This is a genomic window from Streptomyces sp. MAR4 CNX-425 (assembly GCF_048656465.1).
Classification (GTDB): Bacteria; Actinomycetota; Actinomycetes; order Streptomycetales; family Streptomycetaceae; genus Streptomyces.
On record NZ_JBMDLF010000005.1, the window covers coordinates 469,367 to 489,664 of the forward strand.

At 75.2% G+C, this 20,298-nt stretch carries 14 protein-coding genes; 9 read left to right on the plus strand and 5 right to left on the minus strand.

The features are described 5' to 3' along the window. Positions 1 to 49: 49 nt before the first annotated feature. Genes ACHZ99_RS17745 through ACHZ99_RS17760 form a run of 4 tightly spaced genes read left to right on the plus strand, consistent with a single transcriptional unit; the run spans position 50 to position 4,568 of the window. Positions 50 to 589, plus strand: coding sequence for a SigE family RNA polymerase sigma factor (locus ACHZ99_RS17745; protein ID WP_420305572.1), 540 nt, complete (start codon positions 50 to 52; stop codon positions 587 to 589). Beyond that, positions 570 to 1,475, plus strand: coding sequence for a hypothetical protein (locus ACHZ99_RS17750; RefSeq protein ID WP_420305573.1), 906 nt, complete (start codon positions 570 to 572; stop codon positions 1,473 to 1,475). Before ACHZ99_RS17745 ends, ACHZ99_RS17750 begins: the two co-directional genes overlap by 20 nt. After that, positions 1,472 to 2,230, plus strand: coding sequence for a hypothetical protein (locus ACHZ99_RS17755; protein WP_420305574.1), 759 nt, complete (start codon positions 1,472 to 1,474; stop codon positions 2,228 to 2,230). The genes ACHZ99_RS17750 and ACHZ99_RS17755 overlap by 4 nt, the downstream gene beginning before the upstream one ends. A gap of 37 nt (positions 2,231 to 2,267) precedes the next feature. Further along, entirely contained in the window at positions 2,268 to 4,568 is a 2,301-nt protein-coding gene (locus tag ACHZ99_RS17760) for an NB-ARC domain-containing protein (RefSeq protein ID WP_420305575.1), read from the plus strand. On the opposite strand, the gene ACHZ99_RS17765 is transcribed toward ACHZ99_RS17760, so the two are convergent. Beyond that, entirely contained in the window at positions 4,528 to 6,132 is a 1,605-nt protein-coding gene (locus tag ACHZ99_RS17765; RefSeq protein WP_420305576.1) for a hypothetical protein, read from the minus strand. The genes ACHZ99_RS17760 and ACHZ99_RS17765 overlap by 41 nt on opposite strands. Before the next feature lie 335 nt (positions 6,133 to 6,467). Here ACHZ99_RS17765 and ACHZ99_RS17770 point away from each other — a divergent pair, with 335 nt between their 5' ends. Next, on the plus strand, positions 6,468 to 8,588 hold the full coding sequence (locus ACHZ99_RS17770) for a tetratricopeptide repeat protein (protein ID WP_420305577.1): 2,121 nt from the start codon (positions 6,468 to 6,470) through the stop codon (positions 8,586 to 8,588). On the opposite strand, the gene ACHZ99_RS17775 is transcribed toward ACHZ99_RS17770, so the two are convergent. Then, positions 8,569 to 10,383, minus strand: coding sequence for a hypothetical protein (locus tag ACHZ99_RS17775; protein WP_420305578.1), 1,815 nt, complete (start codon positions 10,381 to 10,383; stop codon positions 8,569 to 8,571). The two genes, ACHZ99_RS17770 and ACHZ99_RS17775, sit on opposite strands and share 20 nt — an antisense overlap. 103 nt (positions 10,384 to 10,486) lie before the next feature. Here ACHZ99_RS17775 and ACHZ99_RS17780 point away from each other — a divergent pair, with 103 nt between their 5' ends. Next, the gene (locus tag ACHZ99_RS17780) at positions 10,487 to 11,071 is read left to right on the plus strand and encodes a toll/interleukin-1 receptor domain-containing protein (protein ID WP_420305579.1); all 585 of its coding nucleotides are present in this window, start codon (positions 10,487 to 10,489) and stop codon (positions 11,069 to 11,071) included. On the opposite strand, the gene ACHZ99_RS17785 is transcribed toward ACHZ99_RS17780, so the two are convergent. The 3 genes from ACHZ99_RS17785 to ACHZ99_RS17795 all read right to left on the minus strand — a co-directional run bounded on the left by ACHZ99_RS17785 (position 11,057) and on the right by ACHZ99_RS17795 (position 15,393). After that, positions 11,057 to 13,003: an SPFH domain-containing protein gene (locus ACHZ99_RS17785; protein WP_420305580.1), complete on the minus strand. Its 1,947-nt coding sequence runs from the start codon at positions 13,001 to 13,003 to the stop codon at positions 11,057 to 11,059. The two genes, ACHZ99_RS17780 and ACHZ99_RS17785, sit on opposite strands and share 15 nt — an antisense overlap. Beyond that, complete coding sequence (locus ACHZ99_RS17790) at positions 13,000 to 14,397, minus strand: TIR domain-containing protein (RefSeq protein WP_420305581.1); 1,398 nt, start codon at positions 14,395 to 14,397, stop codon at positions 13,000 to 13,002. Before ACHZ99_RS17790 ends, ACHZ99_RS17785 begins: the two co-directional genes overlap by 4 nt. A gap of 93 nt (positions 14,398 to 14,490) precedes the next feature. After that, positions 14,491 to 15,393, minus strand: coding sequence for an SDR family oxidoreductase (locus ACHZ99_RS17795; RefSeq protein WP_420305582.1), 903 nt, complete (start codon positions 15,391 to 15,393; stop codon positions 14,491 to 14,493). Positions 15,394 to 15,471: 78 nt separating this feature from the next. On the opposite strand from ACHZ99_RS17795, the gene ACHZ99_RS17800 reads away from it, so the two are divergent. From ACHZ99_RS17800 to ACHZ99_RS17810, 3 genes are all read left to right on the plus strand, one after another. Then, positions 15,472 to 16,068 carry a TetR/AcrR family transcriptional regulator gene (locus ACHZ99_RS17800; RefSeq protein ID WP_420305583.1) on the plus strand — a complete coding sequence of 199 codons (597 nt, stop codon included), beginning with the start codon at positions 15,472 to 15,474 and terminating at the stop codon, positions 16,066 to 16,068. A gap of 110 nt (positions 16,069 to 16,178) precedes the next feature. Next, on the plus strand, positions 16,179 to 17,750 hold the full coding sequence (locus ACHZ99_RS17805) for a protein kinase domain-containing protein (RefSeq protein WP_420305584.1): 1,572 nt from the start codon (positions 16,179 to 16,181) through the stop codon (positions 17,748 to 17,750). A gap of 382 nt (positions 17,751 to 18,132) precedes the next feature. After that, positions 18,133 to 20,298, plus strand: coding sequence for a M4 family metallopeptidase (locus tag ACHZ99_RS17810; RefSeq protein ID WP_420305585.1), 2,166 nt, complete (start codon positions 18,133 to 18,135; stop codon positions 20,296 to 20,298).

The following is a 20,298-nucleotide window of genomic DNA, read 5'->3' on the forward strand; positions in this document are numbered from 1 at the left end:
ACGAGTGTGCGACGTGAAATGAGGACCGGATGGCAGGAACAGGCGCAGGATGCTGAGGCGGGGCGCGGCGCAGCCGCCCGGGTTCGAGGAGTTCGTGGCCGCCCGGGGGCCCCGGCTGCTCCGCGTGGCCTGGCTGCTGACCGGGGACGCCCAGCTCGCCGAGGACCTGCTGCAGACCGTGCTGGCCAAGGTGTGGCCCAAGTGGGAGCAGATAGCGGACGGCAGCCCCGAGGCGTACGTCCGTACGGCGATGGTGAACACCCACATCTCCTGGTGGCGCCGCCGCTGGTGGGGCGAGGTGCCGCACGCCGAGCTGCCGGACACCCCGGCCCCGGCCGACCCGTTCGCGCGGGTGGACCTGGAGCAGTCCCTCGCCGCCGCGATACGGAGCCTGCCGCAGCGGCAGCGCGCGGTGGTCGTCCTGCGCTACTTCGAGGACCTGAGCGTGCAGGACACCGCGGAGACGCTCGGCTGCGCCACGGGCACGGTCAAGAGTCAGGCCGCGAAGGCGCTGCGCACGCTGCGCGGGCTGCTGCCCGCCGCCGAACTGGTGGAGGGCGGTGAGCCGGGTGGCCGGGAGTGCCGCTGAGCCGGGCGGGCGGCCGGAGTGGGCCGAGCCGGCCGACAGAGCCGAGTGGTCCGGCGGAGCGGAGTGGGCCGACCCGGCCGGGTCGGCCGAGGAGGAGCACGAGCTGCGGGTGCTGCTGGAGCGGGCCGTTCCGCGCCCCGTCGCGCCCGCCGAGCGGATGGAGCGGATACGGGGCCGGGTGCTGCGCCGCCGCCGCCGGCGGCGCGCGCTGTGGGGCGCGACCGCGACGGTGGCCGCCATCGGCGTCCTCCTGCCGCAGCTGCTCCCCGCCGACGACCCGCCACCCCGCTACGCGCCCCCCGCCGCCGGGGCGCCGGAGGGGGAACCGCGGAAGGCGGAGAGGCGTTTGTCGGAGCTGTCCGACCTCACGCTGCGGGTCCCCGCGGGGTGGAGCAGCCGCACGGTCCGTACGGACTCGCCGGAGGGCGCGTACGTCGGCTACGTCGCGAGCCAGTCCCTCAAACCCTCCCCCGAGCCCTGCCCCACCGGCAAGGACGGCACCTGCACCACGCCGCCGCGGCAACTGCCCCGGCACGGCACGCTGATCACCCTGAAGCTGCACTACGGGGCGGAGAGGACCGATCGCGGCCTGCGGAAGCGCGAGGTGGGCAAGCCGTGCGTCGTCGCCGGCGGCACCCGGGAGCTGTGGGCCGTACGGCGTCCGGCGGGCGCGGCGGACGGGGTGCAGGTGCTGGCGACGGTGTGCCTGGCGGCACCGGCGAACGGGGACGTGGCGGAGGCCCGTACCGTCCTCGGCTCGATGCGCTTCGAGTCCGGCACGCAGCCCGGCAGCCGACCGGACGTACCGTCCGGCACCCGGTCGGACCTGCGGTCCGGCGCCGAGCAGAACGTCCAGGTCAGCGGGCGGGGGTGGGGTGGCCGATGACGCTCCCCCGCCGCCGGCTGCTCGCCGCGGCCGCCGGGCTCCCGCTGCTCACGGCGGCCGCCTGCACGGAAGCGGCCTCGCCACGCGCAGAGAACGCTCCGCCGCCGGCCCCGACCCGGACCCCGGCCCGGGCCCGCCCGCGCGTCGCCGCGGCCCCCGCGCGGCTGCCGCGGGACATACCGGGGCTGGGCCCGCGCACCCGCGCCCGCATCCCTGCCGGCACCCGCCAGGCCCTCGTCGTCACCGGCCCTTCCCACCGCTCGTCCACCGCCACCGCCGTGCTCTACGAACGCGGCCCCGACGGCTGGCGCGGCGGCCCCGCCTGGCCCGCGCACAACGCCCTCCGCGGCTGGACCCGCCACCACACGGTGGGCGATCTGCGCACCCCGGCCGGGGTCTACGGCCTCACCGACGCCGGCGGCCTCGACCCCGACCCGGGCACGAAGCTCCCGTACGACCACGGGCCCGCCTTCTCCATCGACGGCCGCGGCTTCGAGGGCGAACCCCTCGCCGGCTCCTTCGACTACGTCATCGCGATCAACTACAACCGCAAGCCGGGCACCACCCCGCTGGACTGGACCCGCCCCCTGGGCGACGAGCGCGGCGGCGGCATCTGGCTCCACGTCGACCACGACGGGCCGACCAGCGGCTGCGTATCGGTGGCGAAACGCCACATGCGCACGCTCCTGCGGACGCTGGAGCCGCGGAAGAAGCCGATGGTGGCGATGGGCCCGGAGAGCTGGCTGGCTCGCTGACACCGGTGCCGCTGTCGGACCCGGGCGCTATCGTGAGGTGACGGAGAGTGAGCTGACCCGGGTCGGGGCAGGGGGCGTGATGGAGTGGGTGATCGGGGCCGCGGGGACGGTGGCCGTCGGTGTGCTCATGGCGGTGCTGTCGTCGGAAGTCACGGACGGCTGGAAGAGGTTGAAGACGCGGCTGGCCGGCCGCGGTGAGCGAGTGGCGGGTAGCGCCGGCCCCGTGCCCGCGGGCGCGGCGTATTTCGTCGACCGCGAGAAGGAAACCGCGCTGGCTGACGCCACCTTACTGCCGCCGGCCGGGCGGGGCGGCGCGTCCGGGGCGGCCGGGTCGGCCGGGGCCGTGCGGCCGGAGGGGGCGCCGCCGCCCGTCGCGATGCTCGCGATCAGCGGGCTGCCCGGCATGGGGAAGAGCGCCTTCCAGTCGCGCTGGGTGAACGCGAACAGGGGGCGGTTCTCCGGCACACCGGTGTACGTGAACTTCGAGGAGCTTCCCGGCGGCACGCGGACCGCGCGGCTGTCCGCGGCCCTCACCGAGGCCCTGCAGCAGCTGGAGGTGGGCCCGAACCATCTGCCGGCCTCGCTTGCCGGACTGACGCGGCTGTACCGGCGTGAGTCGGAGCGGCGCCGGCTCCTCGTCGTCCTTGACGAGATCACCGAGGCCGCGCAGGTCCGCGCGCTCCTCCCGAGCGGCCCCGGCAGCGCCGTGCTGGCGGCGGGCCCGTCGCGGATCGGCGAGCTGACGCTCATGGGTGCGCAACCGCTCCAGTTGCAGCCCCTGGAGCCCGAACACGGCCTGCAACTCCTGACGCACCTGGTGCGGGACGGCAGCCGCATCCGGGCGGAGCCCGAAGCGGCCCGGCAGGCGGTGGAGTTCTGCGCGGGGCTGCCGGTGGCCTTAGGCATCGTCGGGGCCAGGCTCGCCATGGAGCCGCGGCTGACGCTGCGCGCGCTGGTGGCCGAGCTGTCGGACGAGGAGGGGCGGCTGGAGGGCCTGTCGATCCCCGGGGAGGAGCTGGGCGTGTCCGCGGTGATCGAAATGGCGTACGGGAGACTGCCCGCGGAGGCCGCCCGGCTGTACGGCCGGCTCGGGCTGCTTCCGGGGCCGCGGTTCGACGACGAGGTCGCGGCGGCCGCCGGCGGGCTGCGGGCCCCGGCCGCCCGGCGGGCGCTGGCCACACTGGAGTCGGCGGGCCTGGTCGAGGCGGCGGACGGGCACGGGCGCCGCCGGTTCGTGAGCCTGGTGGGCCTGCACGCGCGCGCCCGCGGGACGGCCGAGCCGGAGGCCGAGCGGAACGCCGCGCTGACGCGGGTGATCCGCCACTACGTGCGGCGCGTGGCGCAGGCCGACCGGGCGGTCATGGGAACGCGCCTGCGCGTCACGGATCACGCGGAGCTGCTGGGGGACGTGCCGCCCGGCCCGTTCGCGGGCGACGGGGCCAAGAGCGCCGCGCTGGAGTGGCTGCACGGTGAGCGCGCCGAGCTGCTGGCCGTGCACGAGGCCGCGGCCGCGGCCGGAGACCACCGCGCCGTCTGGCAGCTGGCCGAGGGTCTGACGGCCCTCTTCCTCAACCACCGGTATCTGCAGGACTGGACGGCCACGGGTCTGCGCGGCGTGGAGGCCGCCGCGCGCGACGGCGAGCCCGCGGCGGAGGCGCGGCTGGCCGCGCTGACCTCACGGCCGCTGACCGACCTCGACCGGCTGGACGAGGCGCAGGCCCTCCTCGAACGCGCCGACGCCCGGCTGTCCGACGTATGCCAGGGGCACGCGGGCTACGCGGACCTGCCCGTGCTGCGCCCTTCCGTGCTGGAGTTCACCGGGCGGCTCTGGGACCGGCTGGACCCGCCGCGCGCCATCGCGACGTACGAGGCGGCGCTGGCGGCGTACCGCGAGGCCGGGGAGGAACGCGGCGCGGCCATCGCCCGCTATCTGCTCGGCCGCGCGCTGGACGCGGCCGGCCGCCCCGCGGAGGCCGCGGAGGCGCTGCGTGCGGCCGTCGGCGGCTTCGAGGGCCTGTCCGGCCACGGGCCCCGAGGCGACCGGCGCATGGCCGGGCGCGCCCGGGCTGCCGCCGGCGACGTACTGCTGCATCTGGGGCGCCGCGCCGAGGCACAGGAGGAGTACCTCGCCGCGGCACGGCTGCTCCAGGCCGAAAAGGCCTCGCACTACGAGGCGGCGGTGCACGAGAAACTGGCCGCGCTGGCGCGCGAGGACGGCAACATATCCGGGCACCGCGAGCATCTGGCCCGGGCCGCCGAGCTGTACGGGAAGGAGGGGAACCCCCGCGCCGCGGAACTCAGGGACGAGCTGCGGCGGCTGTACCCGGAAGCGGAGTGAGCAGCACGTCCTCGGTGCGGCCCGCGAAGCTCAGGTCGGCTGTCCCCGGCAGCGGGACGCCGCAGCGCAGCCGCGCGTACGCCACGGCCGCCGCCACTCCGGCGTCCACCGGCGTCCCGGTGACCGCGACCTCCACCGCCGCCGCGCCGCGGACGGCCACGACGTGGGTGCCGCCGGTCGTCGGCACGCCGGCGGCGAGGCCGCCCGGGAAGTCGTCGAGGAGCGCGCGTGCCGCGCGCGCGGCGGCGTGGGCACCGCGGGCGGCGCCGGGCCGGGTGAGCACGGAGGCCCGTTCCGCCGCGGCGGAACGGCCGTCGCGCAGCTCGCAGGACAGGTGCCGGAAGGCGTACGGGCCTTCGGGCGCCGCGTGGTCGCCGGGATGGCGGGAGGCCGCCGCGGCGGGGTAGCGGGTGACGGAGACGGTGTGCCCGTCCGCGGCGCCGCTCACCGTGGTCCGTACGACGGCGGCGGTGTCGCCGGGGGGCGCCTCGCCCGGCGGCTGGCCGCCCGGGGGCGGGTCACGGGGCTCGGCGCGGGGACGGGGGAACGGCGGCGGCCGCGGGGGCTCCCAGGCGGGTTCGGGCAGCCGGAGCAGGCCGTAGAGCGCGGTCCGCAGAAGGCTCTGCGCCTGCCCGGGGGCCTGGAACGCCCGTGCCGCCACGTCCGCCGCCCCCGCGGTGTCCTGCTCCGCCGCCGCCCGGTCGATCTGCGGACGCAGCGGGCGCGCCGCGTCGAGCCGTACGGCCGTGCGGCCCAGCTCCGCCATGGGCGTGCCCGGCACCACCTCGTCGCCGAACGCCGCCTGCAGTAGGGGGATCCCGAGGGCGGCGGCGTAGAAGGTGACCGAGCCGTGGTCGCCGACGACGGCGTCGGCGGCGAGGAGCGTGGCCTGCCAGCCCTGCGTGGGCGGGATGACGAGCAGCCCGGCCTCCCGCGCGGCCGCGAGGGCCGTGCGCAGCCGCCAGGAGCCGTGGGCGGAACGCACGTTGGGGTGGGTGACGAGGGCGACGCGGTGGGTGTCGGCGGGCAGGTCCGCGAGCAGCCGCAGCGGCAGCTCCGGATCCCGCCCGAGGAGCGACTGCGGCCCCCAGGTGCTGCTGACGAGCACGAGCCGCCCGGCTGCCGGGACGCCGAGGGCCGCGCGGTACGCGGCGCGCGATGTGCCGGAGACGAGGAGGCGGTCGTAGCAGGGATCGCCGGCGTGGACGACGTGGGCGGCGGCGCGCGGGGCGTGGGCGAGGAGGGTGTCCGCCTGCCCGGGGTACGACACCACGTACCACGCGCGCTCCGGCTGGAGCAGGGCGGCCGGGACCACGCCCGCGAGCCGCCGCCCGGAGCCGCGGGAGTCGGGGACGAACTTGTGGAAGCCCACGCCGTGAGGGAGCACCAGGACGGGGCCGCGGGTGCGGCTGAGGTCGGCGTTCTCGCTCGCGGTGACGATGGCGTCGTAGTCCAGGCCGGGGAGGTCGCCCCAGTCGGCGGTCACGGCGCCGGCCGTGGCCAGCAGCTCGCGTACGCCGTGGTGGAAGGCGGAGGTGGGGTCGAGGACGAAGACGACGTCCACGCGGGGGTCGTCGCGGAGGAGGGCGGGGAGGGTTTCCAGCAGGCGGACGGTGGAAGTGACGGTGCGCGCTACGGCGACGAGGGTCCGTTCGGCCGGGAGCGTGCGCCAGCGTTCGCGGTTCGCGGTTCGCGGTTCGCGGTTCGCGGTTCGCGGTTCGCGGTTCGCGGTTCGCGGTTCGCGGTATTTTCCGTGGCACTGCCTATGTCAACCCCCGGCGGGTAGTTCCTTCCCTGCGCTGCTGTCACCGTAGCCTCAGCCTCCGATGTCATTCTCCCGCGTTACTCTTCGGAGTCGTACCAACTCGCTACGGTGCGATGGCAGGGGAGGGGTGTGTGATGACGGATCCGGTGTCGTTCGCCGCGATCTCCGGGGCGGCGCTCGGCGCGGTCGGCATGGGGATGGCCAACGAGGCGGGCAGGGCGGCGTGGGAGACGGCGGGGGCGCTGGTGCGCAGGATCACCGGCCGCGAGGTCCCCGCCCCGCGGCGCCCCGCGGAGCTGGAGCGCGTCGCCGCGCTGCTGCGGGAGGCCGCCGAGCACGATCCCGAACTCGCCCGCGCGTGGGAGCGGTTCGCCTCCACGCTCCCGGCCGGTGCCGTCCCCGCCGGGACTCCGCGGCTCCCCGCCGCCTCGCGGCACTTCACCGACCGCCGGCGGGCGTTACGGCTGCTGGACCGGGAGGCGGACCGCAGGTTCGACGGCCGTCCGCGGGTGGCGCTGCTCCACGGCCCGGAGGGCATCGGGAAGACGGCCACCGCCCTGTACTGGGGCGGCGGGCACGCCGACGGCTTCCCCGACGGGCAGGCGCACGTCGACCTGCACGGCTGGTCGTCGCAGCGCGCCCTCGGCCCCGCCGAGGCGGCCGGGCGCCTGCTGCGGGAGCTGGGCGTGCCGGCGGCGGAGACGCCGCACGCGGGGGACGACCGGCTGGCGCTGTGGCGGCGGCTCGTCGCCGACCTGCGGCTGCTGGTCGTCCTCGACCACGCCTACTCCGCCGCCCAGGTGCGCCCGCTGCTGACCTCCGCCCCCGGGGTGTTCACGGTCGTCACGGCCCGCCATCCGCTGCCCGGGCTGGACGCCGTGCCCGTGGCGCTGGGCCCGCTCGCGGCGCGGGACTCCCGGCGGCTGTTCACGCACTTCGCCGGCGCCGAGGCCGTGGCCGCGGCGCCGGAGGCGGCGAAGGACCTGCTGGTGCGCTGCGCGGGGTCGCCGTACGCGCTGCGTACGGCCGCGCCCCTGCTCTCGGCGCACGGCGGCCCGCGGCCGGGCACCGTGGACACCGGGCCGGTCGCGGCCCTGACCGGATCCGCCTACCGGGCGCTCGACGCGGACGCCGCCCGGCTGTACCGGCTGCTGGCTCTGCGGGACTGGCCCCACGTCGACGCCCGGACCGCCGCCTGGGCGACGCGGACGGACTCGGCGTCCGATCCGGATCCGGCCCGCGCCGCCGCCCTCCTCGGCCTGCTCGCCGACCGCGGCCTGCTGGAGTCCGACGGCTCCGAGCGGTACCGGTTCCGGCCCGCGGTCCGCCGCCACGCCGAGCTGCTCGCCCGGCACGAGGACGGCCCGGAGGCGTGCGCGGAGTCGGTCGCCCGCGTCGTCCGGGGGTACGCGGATTTCGCCGAGGGCGCCGCCCGCGGGGCGCTGCCGCAGAGTTGGCGCGTACCGGGACCGGCCGCGCCCGGCCCGAACGCGAACCCCGCCGAGGCCCTCGGCGCCCTGGTACGGGAGGCGGCGAACCTCGCCGAGGCCGTGCGGGCCGCGGTGGACACCGGGGACCCGGTCGCGGCCGTACGCCTGGGGCGTTCCCTCTGGCCGCTGCAACTCAAGGCCGGATGGCACACCGAGGCCGTCCCCGTCCTCCGCGCGGCCCTCCGCCTCCCCGCCGGCCCCCGTGACCGCGCCGCTCTCCGCTTCCAGCTGGCCATGAGCCTCACGGAGCTGGGAGAGCACGAGGAGGCCGAGACCGAGTTCCGGGCCGCGGCCGAGGACGAGCGGACGGCCGGTGACATACGGGGGCACGCCTCGGTGGTCGAGGCGCTGGGCCTGCTGCGGCTGCGGCAGTGGAAGGGACGGGAGGCGCTCGCCTTCTTCGACGAGGCGGAGGCGCTGTACGGGACCATCGCCCCCGGCGACGAAGGCCACGCCGATCTGCGTCGCGCCCTGCCGCTGATCGTGCGGCACCGCGGGCGGGCGATGCGCGTGGACGGCCGTTTCGGGGAGGCGGTCACGCTCCTGGGCGCGGCCGTGGAGTCCTTCGAGGTGATCGGGGACGACTACAACCGCGCGCGTGCCCTGACCGACCTCGCCGACACCCACGAGCTGGCGGGCGCGCCCGCCGCGGCCCTGCCGCTGATCGACCAGGCGATAGCCCTGCTGGGCGCGCAGGAGGCCACGTACCCGCTGGCCTTTGCGCGGTCCGTACGGGCGCGGTGCGTCATGCCGGGAGCCGGGTGACGAGCACGCGGTGCTCGCGCGCGCCGGTGCGCACCAGCAGGCCGTGCGCGGCCAGTTCGGCCGCGGTCCGCCCGGCCGCCAGCCAGGCGTGCGCGGCGGAGGCGTACGCCGCGGGGTCGGCGCCGGCCGCGGGGTCGGCGGCGGGCGCGTCGGGCGCGGCGGGCGCGGCGGAGAGGGTGAGCGCGTCGCCGTCGCGGGTGCGGACGGTGCAGTCGCCGGGGCCGGTGACGTAGGCGGCGAGGGCGCAGTGGGCGTACCGCCGCAGGGTCTCCGCGCACCAGGCGGCGGGGGAGCCGAAGCGGGGGTCGTCGGGTGTGCCGTGGCGGAGGATGACGTCGGCGAAGTCGAGGCGGCCGGGGTCGCGGGTGTCCTCGGGTACGGCGGTGTGGACCGCGCCGTCGCCGGCGGGTTCGTACGCGGGATCGGCCCAGCGCCGCAGGACGACGGTGTACGCGCCCGCCCCACCGGCGCCCTCCGCCCCGCCGTCGCCCCCGTCCGCGCCGCCCAGCCGGGTGAGCACGCGCATCGGCGCGCTGCGCCGGACCGGTTCGTAGGCCGGCAGCGGCAGCGGCTCCAGCAGCGCCGGCCGCTCGGGCTCGGGCAGCCCCAAGTACCCGTAGAACAGCGTCCGCAGCCGCCGCGCCGACTCGCCGGGCAGCGAGGTGGTGAACCGCGCGGGCCCCGGCTGCGGCCGGTGACCCGCGAGCAGTGCGTCGAGCTGCTCGGGCAACGGCGCGTACGGGTCCAGCCGCGGCGACTCGGAGAGGAAGGCGGCCAGCGGCGCGCGCGGGTCGACGTGGGCGAGCGGCGCCGCCGCCAGCACGACCGGCACGCCCAGGGCCGCGGCGTAGTACGTCACCGCCCCGTGATCGCCGATCACCGCGTCCGCCGCGAGCAGTGCCTGCCGCCACGCGCCCAGCGGATCGACGAGCCCCAGCCCGCCGCGCCGCGCCCCGTCGAGCCATGCCCGCACCTGCCCGGGGCCGTGCCCCTGCCAGATGTTGGGGTGCAGGACGGCCACCACCCGGTACTCGTCGGCCGCCAACTCACCCGTCAGCCGCGGCAGCAGCGCCGCCAGCGCGTCGTCCGCCCCGCCGTCGCCGAACAGCCCCTCGGGGTTCCACGTGGCGGACAGCACGACGAGCCGCTGCCCTTCCCGTACGCCCAGCGCGCGCCGGAACCGGTCCCGGTGGCCGCGGGCGGCGAGCATCCGGTCGAAGCAGGGATCCCCGGCCAGCACCGCGGTCCCGGCCGCCTCGGGGCACGACTCCCGCAGCCGCTCGGCCTGCTCCGGGTGCGAGAGCACGAGGGCGTCGGCCACGGGCTGCCCGTCCTCGTCGAGCAGCCACTCCGGCGCCAGCCCGAAGACGGGAGCCCGGCGTCCGGCGACCGGCGACCGGCGACCGGCGACCGGCGACCTGAGCCTCTTAGTATATCCAACGCCGTGCGACAAAACTGCCAATTTGCCCCGCAAGGCACTGATATGACCGCCCAGGCTTGCGGAGACGGCCAGGTCCACGGGCGTCCGCACCGCCTGCTCCCAGGGCAGCACCGGCACCCCCACCTCCGCCAGCAGCTCGCCGACACCCCCCTGGAACGGCGAAGAGCCGGTGCACGTCGCCAGCATCTGCACCCGCAGGTCGTCGTCGAACAGCGGCATCACGTCCAGCAGCCGGGTGGCGGACGTGACGTTGTGCACGACGAACAGCACCCGCCGGCACCGCCCCCGGGAGGCCCACCGCCGCGCCCCGTCCCCCACCGGAACCCGTACCCAGTCCTCCCGCCCCTCCGCCATCAAGCCCCCACAGCCCCACAGCCCCCGCAGCCGGCCGGTCCGACGTGACCCGCCAGCCTAAACGGTGCGGTGCGGCACCGGCAGACGGCGCTAGCCTGCTGGGATGGGCATGGCGGAGTTCGTCCTCACCGCGGTGGGCACCCTGGCCGGTGTCGTCGGCACGTACTTCGCCTACGTCTCCGTACGCGGCCGCTCCGCCCGCCGCCGCCCGCCGCTCCCGGCCCCCGCGCCAGCCCCGGCCCCAGCCGCGGACCCGGCGGCCCCCGCGGCCCCGGCCACCCCCGCCGCGTACGACGTCTACGTCTCCCACAGCCCCGCCGACGCCGCCTGGGCGCGCGCCTTCGCCGGCCGCCTGCGCGCGAGCGGCCTGCGCGTGGCCGACGACGAGGTGGTGCGCACCCCCGGCGGCCTGCGGGTGCACGCGGTCGAGCAGGCCATCCGCGACTCCGCCCACGGACTGCTGGTCTTCAGCCCGCGGTCGGCGGACGACGGGTGGGTGCTCCAGGAGTACGCCGCGCTGATGGAGCGTTCGATCGAGTCCGGCCGGCTGTTCATCCCCGTTCTCGTCGGTGACGTCGTCCTGCCCGAGTTCGCGCGTACGCGCTTCAGCGCGGACTTCCGCGACGTGGACGACGACACCTACGCGCGCAGACTGGAGCAGACGGTCCGGGCGTTACGACGCGGCTGACCCCTCGTCCGTCTCGGGGTCGTCCTCCTCCACCGTGTCCACGACTCCCAGGGACTCCACAGCGCCCTCGATGCTCTTCGCCGCCTCGTCGCCCTTCCCCAGCCGTGTCTTTCCGGCGTGCCGCTGGGCGCTCTCGACCAGCGCCAGGGCGCGCTGAAGCGGAAGGTGGCGCAGCAGCTCGTCCGCGTTTCCGCTCACGACCTCCGGCACGCCCATGTCCTTCAGCTGGCGCAGGAACATCTCCATGGCGATGGTGTCGCGCCCGAGCACCTCGATCTTCCGCTCCAGCACGACCGTCTCCAGCTCCAGGTCCGCCCGCTCGCCGCGCCGTTCGCGGTCGCGGATGCGTTCGCGGATGACGGAGTTCTCCTCCTCGGCCTCCAGTTCGCGGGTTTCCATCTGCTTGTCGGCGAGTCGCCGCCGGGCCCGGTCGAGTTCGGGGTCGGCGGACTCGAACTCGCCGAGGGTCGTCCCCCGCGCCTCGATTCCCCAGGCGGCGAGCGCGTTGCGTACCTGGGAGGAGACGTCCGTCCGCGTGCTCGCGTACATGCTGAGGAACTCCTCCACGGTGGAGGCCGAGGCGATGGCGTTGAAGTACGTCTCGACCAGTCCTCCCAGCACCCGTTCCACGAACCGCTGCACCGGAAGGGGGTCGTCCACCAGGCCGCCCAGGCGGGAGGTGTGGGCGCCGCCGAACCGGCTGACCAGCGCCGGCGCGGCCGGCTCCGGGATCTCCAGGGTCTGCGAGATGTCCACCTGCAACCGGTGCCCCTGGACGTTCACCATGATGGGCTTCAGGGCGGCGTCGTAGTTGCTCGACAGGCGCTCCTTCTTCGTCCACTCGATGACGATCGTGCGCGTGGGAATGAGCACGACGCGCACGAACCAGGGGTTCAGGGCGTAGACGGAACCCTCGCCCAGGGTTTCCTCCTGCACGCCCCGCTGCCCGCCTCTGGCGAGGAACTCCCAGGGCAGCCGGAAGCTGCTGTGGCCCGGAATGACCGGCCCGATGGGCCGCTCGTCCTTCCGTGCCTCGATCCCGTCGAGGGTGACCACCACGCCGGTCTGGCCGATCTGGATGGCGATTTCCTTGAGGTGGTCGGCGGTGAGCCCGTCCGCGCGCGCGGTTCCCACGGTCGCGGTGCTGATGACCTCGAAGAGGTCCGGATTGATGTTGTAGTACGACCCGCCGGTGAGGATGGCCAGCTGCCGGCCCTGTTCGCCGCCGTCGCGGAGGAACGCCTCGCCGTCCTGGAAGTTGTCGCACTCCACGTGCCGGCCGAAGGGCCGGTCCGGCGGCCGCACGTTTCCGTCCTTCGCGATGACGAGGGCGACGGTCCCCGGCTCCACATAGGTGCGGGGCGCCAGTTCGACGTCGAAAAGCTCCGTGTTGATGTAGTACGAGGAGTCACCGGGGAGGATGGCGATCTGCCGGCCCTGTTCGCCGCCGTCGCGGAGGAACGCCTCGCCGTCCTGGAAGCAGTCGCACTCCACCCGCCGGCCCAGCGTCCGCTGCGGGGGCCGCCGGGTGCCTTCGCGGGCCGTCACGAGCCCGACCTTGTCCGCCGGCACGTGTGTCCGCGGCACCAGCTTCACCCGGTACAGCACGGGGGAGAGCCAGTAGGGACGGCCCGGGACGAGCACGCGGGCCTGCACGCCGCGGCTGTTCCGGTACGGCGTGACGTACTTGAACCGCCGCTCGGGGTCGCCGCGGCCGAAGCGGCGCGTGACGATGCCCACCTTGCCCGCGGGCACCACGTGCACGCCGAAGTTGATCCGCGGCCCCCCGGAGCCCGGGGGCCGGTGCGGCGCGGGTGTGTCCGACCGGGCCCTGGGGAGGGAGGCGGACCGGCGCTCGTGTTTCTCCAGGGCGAACAGGCCGACAAACAGCACGACCACGACGAGGATTCCTACGAGTAATACGCCGATCATACGATTCCACCCTCCGCTCGCAAACGCAGGTGCACGGCAAGCACGGTTTCCGTCCACTGGTCGTACCAGTCCGGATAGCGCTCGTTCTGCGGGTTACGAAGCGTGGGAAAGAACCCGGGGGGCCGGTCCGGACCGCCGAACGCACGGTATTCCGATACGGCGTCCTCCACCGAACCACGCCAGCCGTACGCCAACGAGAGTGCCAGGAAATCGCGGTGACGCGCACTCGCGGGACGTGCCCTTTCCCGTTGTGTCCGAAACCCGTACCTGCCGCCCGAAGCCTCCGCCCACGCGGCGTCCACCTCGCGCAGCAGCCCGGCGGGCAGCCGGCGCCCGTCGCCGCGCCGCAGCCAGCCGCTCTCCAGCCGGTCGACGGCCCGCAGGAGCAGCGCGGTGGTCAGCACGTCCGCGTGCTCCCACTCCTCCTCCGCGAGCAGCGCACCGAGCCGTACCCCGGCGGGCGCGGGCCCCGCCGCCGGAGCGGGCGTGACACGCGGCGCCGGCACCGTGGGCGGGGGCGGCGCGGCGGAAGGCGTGCCCGCGTCGGTGAGGCGGCGTAGCTGATCGAGTTCCACGTGTCCGGGGAGTGCGCCCGTACGGGCGTCGAAATGCCACGTACTTCCGAGCAGAAAATGCCGGTCGCCCCGGATGAGGATGGGAAAGAAGGGGCGGCTGTGGCGCTGTCCCTCCAGGATTTCCCGGGTGATGTCCGCGGAGCCCTCGGCGTCCGGGGACATCAGGACGATGATTCCCAGCGCGTGCCGGATCTGCTCGCGAATCGTCCACAGGACGTCGTCGCCCCACGTCAGATGGCTGATGGACCAGGCGGGCAGATCGGCACGGGACAGCGCGGCCAGCAGCCGGCGCGCGTAGTCCGCTTCCGGACGCGCGTAGCAGACGACGAAGGAGGGCTCCGCCGGCGGGCCGGGGGAAGGGGCGGGCCGGTCGCGGAGGTCCATCGCCTCCGACTCGCCGCTGCCGGCGGGCTCCTCGCCGCGGATCACCCGGGCCAGCTCGCCGACCTTGTCGTGGAAGGCGGCCCCGGTGACCTCCCGGAAGTCGACCCATAAGCGGGTGGCGGCGAAAGGCAGCGCACCGATGTCGACGCCGCTGTGGAGTACGGGGATGAGCCGCAGCCCGCGCCGCGTCGAGGCGTCCAGCAGCGCCGCGTACTCCTGGAGCACCCAGGGCTTGTGCACGGCGACGGGGCTCAGCACCTGAATGCCGTGCGTGGAGCGGCGGATGGCGGCTTCCAGCTGGTGTACGACGACGTCGCCGGGCAGCAGGCTGCACTCGTCGAAGAAGACCCGCACCCCGTTGCGCTGGAGCCCCGCCGCCAGTTCTCCCGTCCACGCGCGGTCCTCGGCCGCGTAGGAGATGAAGACGTCCGCCACGCGGCTCCCTTCGCCAGACGCGCCATCGCTCCGCGTGTCCAGCATAAGGGCGGAGGGTCACGAGAGCCGCGTGGCGCGGGCGGTGCGGCGGGGTCAGTGGGTGCGGGAGCCGGGGGTGAAGTAGTGGCCCTTGTCGAGGTCTTCCAGGAGGCCGGGGCCGGCCGGGTGCCAGCCGAGCAGTTCGCGGGTCAGCGCGCCGGAGGCCGGCTGGTCGAGGGAGAGGACCGTGCCCAGGAAGCCGAAGTCCCCGGCCGGACGGGAGGCCGTGGGCACGCCGAGGTGACGGCCGATGACCTCGGCGATGTCGCGGATCGGCACCCCCTCGTCGCCGACCGCGTGCAGCATCGATCCCGCGGGGGCCTGCTCCACGGCGAGCCGGAACAGCGGGCCGGTATCCGCCACATGCACCGCCGGCCAGCGCTGGGAGCCGTCGCCGACATAGCCTGCGGCCCTTTTCTCCCGGGCGTGGGCGATCAGCATGGAGACGAAGCCCCGGTCCCCTTCGCCGTGGACGGTCCGGGGCAGTCCCACGACGGACGAGCGGATGCCGTGCGAGGCCAGGTCGAGAGCCGCCCGGGCGTTCGCGGCCCGGCCGGCGGTGGGAGCGCCGGGCGGGAGCCCGGGGCGGTCGCGTTCGGTCGCCACCTCGCCCGGGATCGCGGGTGTGCCGGCGGTGACGACCAGCGGCTTGCCGGTGCCCTCCAGCGCCGCGCCGAAGGTCTCGACGGCGCGCGCGTCGGTCCGCACCGAGGCGTCGAACCGGGAGAAGTCGTGGCCGAAGGCCAGGTGGACGACCCCGTCGCAGGCAGCCGCGCCGGTGCGCAGGGTGTCCAGGTCGTCGAGTCCGCCGCGGAGCACCTCCGCGCCCCGGGCGGCGACGGTCTCGGCCGCGGCGTCCGACCTGGCGAGCCCGAGGACCCGGTGCCCGGCGCCGATGAGTTCGGGAACGACGGCCGAGCCGACCCAGCCGGACGCGCCCGTGACGAATACCCGCATGGAAACCTCCGTGATGTCAGGAACTGTCATCAGCGTAGCAGAGTGATGGCAGCGACTGTCATCACGTAGAATCGCGCCATGGGCAGATGGGAGCCGAACGCGCGGGGACGGCTGGCCGAGGCGGCCCTGAAGCTCTACGTGGAGCAGGGGTTCGAGAGGACCACCGTCACCGAGATCGCCGAGGCGGCGGGGCTGACCGAGCGGACCTTCTTCCGGCACTTCGCCGACAAACGCGAGGTGCTGTTCTACGGGACCGAGTTGGCGCTGGACATGCTCACCCGCACCATCGCGGAGGCACCGGCCCCGGCGTCCCCGATGGACGCCGTGGGAGCGGCGCTGGAGTCCTTCGGGGCCTTCTTCGAGGAGGACCCGGAGCGTGTCCGGCGGCGGGACGCGGTCATCTCCGCCAGCGCCGAGCTGCGCGAACGCGAGCTGGTCAAGCTGGATGCCCTCGCCTCGGCGATGGCCGGCGCGCTGCGTGAACGCGGCACGCCGGAGCCGGCCGCCGGCCTGGCCGCCGAAGCGGGTGTCGCGGCCTTCAAGGTCGCCTACGCCCAGTGGGTCGCCGCCGGGCCGGGCCAGGCGGACGGGACGGGCGGGCAGCGGCTGCCGCGGCTCGTGCGCACAGCGCTGACGGAACTGCGGGCTGTCCTTGCGGACCGCGCGCCGGTGTAGCGGCGGCTTCTCCGGTACCGGCCCCGGCCCTCGGGGCGTCGGAAGCCGGGCGACTATCGTGTCGAGGTCACGACACCGGACACGGGGAGCACGACGTGGGGGACGGCACGGTGGCTGACGGGCCCGGGCGGCTGATCGCCGGGCGGTACCGCTTGCTGGAGCGGATCGGCCGCGGGGGCATGGGCACCGTATGGCACGCCGAGGACGAGGTTCTCGGACGGCAGGTCGCGCTCAAGAAGCTGCATGTGCCACCGCACCTCAAGGAGGCCGAGCAGGCGACCCTCTTCGAGCGCACCAGACGCGAGGCGCGCAGCGCCGCCCGGATCACGCATCCCAACGTCGTCGTGGTGCACGACGTGGTGGACGACGCGGGGCTGCCCTGCATCGTCATGGAGCACGTGCCCGCCCCCGCGCTCGACGAGGTGCTGAAGAAGGACGGGCCGCTGGCGCCCGCCGAGGCGGTCCGCATCGGCATCGGCGTGATCGCGGCGCTGCGGGCGGCGCACGCCGCCGGGGTCCTGCACCGCGACGTGAAGCCCGGCAACGTGCTGCTCGGCCCCGACGGGCGCGTGGTCCTGACGGACTTCGGCATAGCCGTCGTCGCCGACACCTCCACCCTCACGCGCACCGGGGAACTCGTCGGTTCCGTCGACTTCTGCGCCCCCGAACGCCTCCGGGGGGCGGACCCGGCGCCCGCGTCCGACCTGTGGGCCCTGGGCGCGACCCTCTACCAGGCCGTGCAGGGCCGGCCGCCGTTCCGCCGGGCCACGCCGCTGGAGACCGCCTACGCGATCGCCGTCGACCCGCTCGAACACCCGGCCGCCGCCGGGCCGCTGGCCCCGCTGATATCCGAACTGCTCGCCCGGGAGCCGGCGGCCCGCCCCTCGGCCGCCGAGGCCGAGCGGCGGCTGCGGCAGCTGGCCGAGGCCGGTTCCGGGTTCGTGGCCGAGACGCGCCGTGACGTTCCCGCGGATCCGGCCCCCCTGCGGGAGGCGCCCCCGGTGTACGGGGCCGGGGCCACCGCCGGACGCGGGGGCCGGCGGCGACGGCGTACCGGCGTGTGGGCGGCCGTGCTCGCGCTCACGGTGCCGGCGCTCGTCGGCGCGTACCTCATGCTGCCCGACGACAGCGCGGACTCCGGCAAGGCGGGCGGCAAGGAGCCCTCCGCGAGCGCCACCCCCCGGCCCGGCCCCGCGCCGGTGCCGGAGGGCTATCACCTGGTGCGGGAAGAGCAGTACGAGGTCGCCTTTCCCGTGCCGGACGGCTGGACCCGCAAGGACCTGGAGGAGGAGGGCGAGGGCGTCGCCTACATAGACCCGACCGGCATGATCGGCCTGCGGGTCGTCGCCCTCGACTACGCGAGCAGCGACCCGTTGCAGCACTTCAAGGACAACGCGGCCAAGTCCGTCCAGGAGGGGAAGCTGCCCGGCTACCGCGAGCTGCGGATGCAGAGCACGACCTACCGGGGGATGCCGGCCGCGATCTGGGAGTTCACCTGGCAGGGCCGGACCCGCGAGTGGCGCGCCCGGGACCTCGGGTTCGGGCGGGCGGGCGAGAAGGAGTACGCGATCTACCTCTCCACCCCGAGTACGGAGTGGGAGCGCTACGAGCCGGTGTTCAACCACGCGGTCGACGGAGTCCGTCTCGGCCCCGACGCGGGCGGGGCGCGCCCGGCGCGTTGACCCCGCGTCCGGCCGCGGGCCCCGGACCGTCCGCTCGCACGGGCGATGACCGCCCCCGGTACGCGCCGCCCGTACGCGCCGTGACCCGGCGCCGCCGCGGCGGCCGGTGCCGCGTGCGCAAGGGATTTCCCTGCAACTCCCCCTCGGACTGCGAGGGGTTTCTCTGATTCGGCGCGCCCCCGGCGTCCCTAACTTGCTCTCGACGCCGCCTGCGAGGTCTCCCGGCAGGAACTCCTCGGCCGGGCGACCGCCCGGTGTGGGGCAGAGCGCCGGAGGAGGCTGCGTCACCGGCCGGTGGGCGCGTACCCGTGCGTCCGCCGCCGGACTTCGCTGACCCCCGCCGTTCCGGACCGGAACGGCTGCGACGTGAGGAGTCTCCGCAGTGAAACGCCTGAGATCGACCGTACTGCTCGCCGCGCTGGCCCTGGCCGGCACGACGCTGGCCGCGGCGCCGCCCGCCGGCGCGCGGTCCCCCGCCCCCGAACCGGCCCCCACGGCGGCGGACATCGCCAGCGCCGCCGACGCCTACGTCGCCGGCCACCCCGGGAAGGTGCACCGGAGCCCGGACGACACCCTCGTACGCAAGGACGTGGAGCGCGGCGCGGACGGCCTGCGCTACGTGTCGTACGAACGCCGCTACGGCGACCTGCCGGTGGTCGGCGGCGACGTCGTCGTGATGACCGACGCGGACGGCTCCGTGCTCTCCGCCTCCGTCGCCCAGGACGAGGCCATCGACACCGGCACGAAGGCCCGCGTAGGCGCCGGGAAGGCCCGGGCCGTGTCCCGGAAGCAGCTGCCCGAGGTGACGGACGTCGGCGCGTCGCGCCTGGTCGTGCTGGCCTGGGGCGAGCCGCGGCTGGCGTGGGAGACGGTGGTCTCCGGCGCCACCCGGACCGCGCCGAGCAAGCTGCACGTGTTCGTCGACGCCCGGACCGGAGCGGTCGCCGCGTCGTACGACGAGGTCCGCGCGGGCACCGGGGACGGGTTCTACAACGGGGACGTCACCGTCGACACGACGGGTTCGGGATCGTCGTTCTCGATGGACGACCCCGGCCGCCCCGGGATCCAGTGCGGCGGCCAGGGCGGCTCCCCGTACACCGGCAGCGACGACAACTGGGGCAACGGCAGCGGCACCAGCCTGGAGACCGCCTGCGTCGACGCGCTCTACGCGGTGCAGCAGGAATGGGAGATGCTCGGCGACTGGCTCGGCCGCGACGGCATCGACGGCGACGGCGGCGGCTTCCCCGCCCGCGTCGGCCTCAACCAGGTCAACGCCTACTGGAACGGCAGCTACACCAACTTCGGCCACTCGCAGGACGGGCAGCGCCAGGCCACGCCGATGGACGTCGTCGGCCACGAGTTCGGCCACGCGATCTTCCAGACGACGCCCGGCGGCGCCGGATACGGCAACGAGAACGGCGGCCTCAACGAGGCCACCGGGGACATATTCGGCGCCCTGACCGAGGCGTACGCGAACAACCCGAACGACCCCGCGGACTATCTCGTCGGCGAGGAGGTCGACCTGGTCGGGAGCGGGCCGATCCGCAACATGTACGACCCGTCCCGGAAGAACCACCCCAACTGCTACTCGTCGGACATCCCGAGGACCGAGGTGCACGCGGCCGCGGGCCCGCTCAACCACTGGTTCTACCTGACGGCCGAGGGGTCGGCGCCCGGCGGCGGCAAGCCGTCCAGCCCGACGTGCGACGGCGGCTCGGTCACCGGCATCGGACTCCAGCAGGCCGGCGAGGTGTATTACAACGCGCTGTTGCAGAAGACCTCGTCCTGGCGCTACGTGGACGTACGGGTGGCGACGCTGAACGCTGCCAAGCAGATGTTCACCGGCTGCACGGAGTTCAACCGCATCAAGGCGGCGTGGAACTCCGTCTCCGTGCCCGCCCAGTCCGGCGAGCCGACCTGCGAGCCGCAGGCCGACCACGACTTCTCGGTGTCGGTGTCGCCGGCGTCGGGTTCGGTGGACGCGGGCGGGTCGCTGACCGCGTCGGTGGCCACCGAGGTGACCAAGGGCAATGCGCAGCAGGTGGCGTTGTCGGCGTCGGGTCTGCCGCAGGGTGTCACCGCGGCGTTCGACCCGGAGACCATCACCTCGGGCGGCAGCGCCGAACTCACCCTGTCGGCCGCTGCTTCGGCGGCGTCGGGACAGCACCGGGTGACGATCACCGCGGCGGGTACGGAGATCACCCGTACCGCCACCTTCGAGCTGACGGTCAACGGGACGTCTTCCTGCCAGGGCGCGCACACGTACACCGGTCAGCTCAGCGATGGCCAGGTGGCCTACCAGCCTGACGGGAGCTACTTCCAGAGTGCGGCGGGCGGTCACAGCGCTTGCCTGGACGGGCCGGAGGGCACCGACTTCGACCTGTACCTCCAGCGGTGGAACGGCTACTCCTGGACGGACGTGGCCCAGGGCACCAGCCCGGGCCCGGATGAGGAGCTGACGTACACCGGCAGCACCGGCTACTACCGCTACCAGGTCCACTCCTACAGCGGCAGCGGCAGCTACACCCTGTCCTACGACACCCCCTGA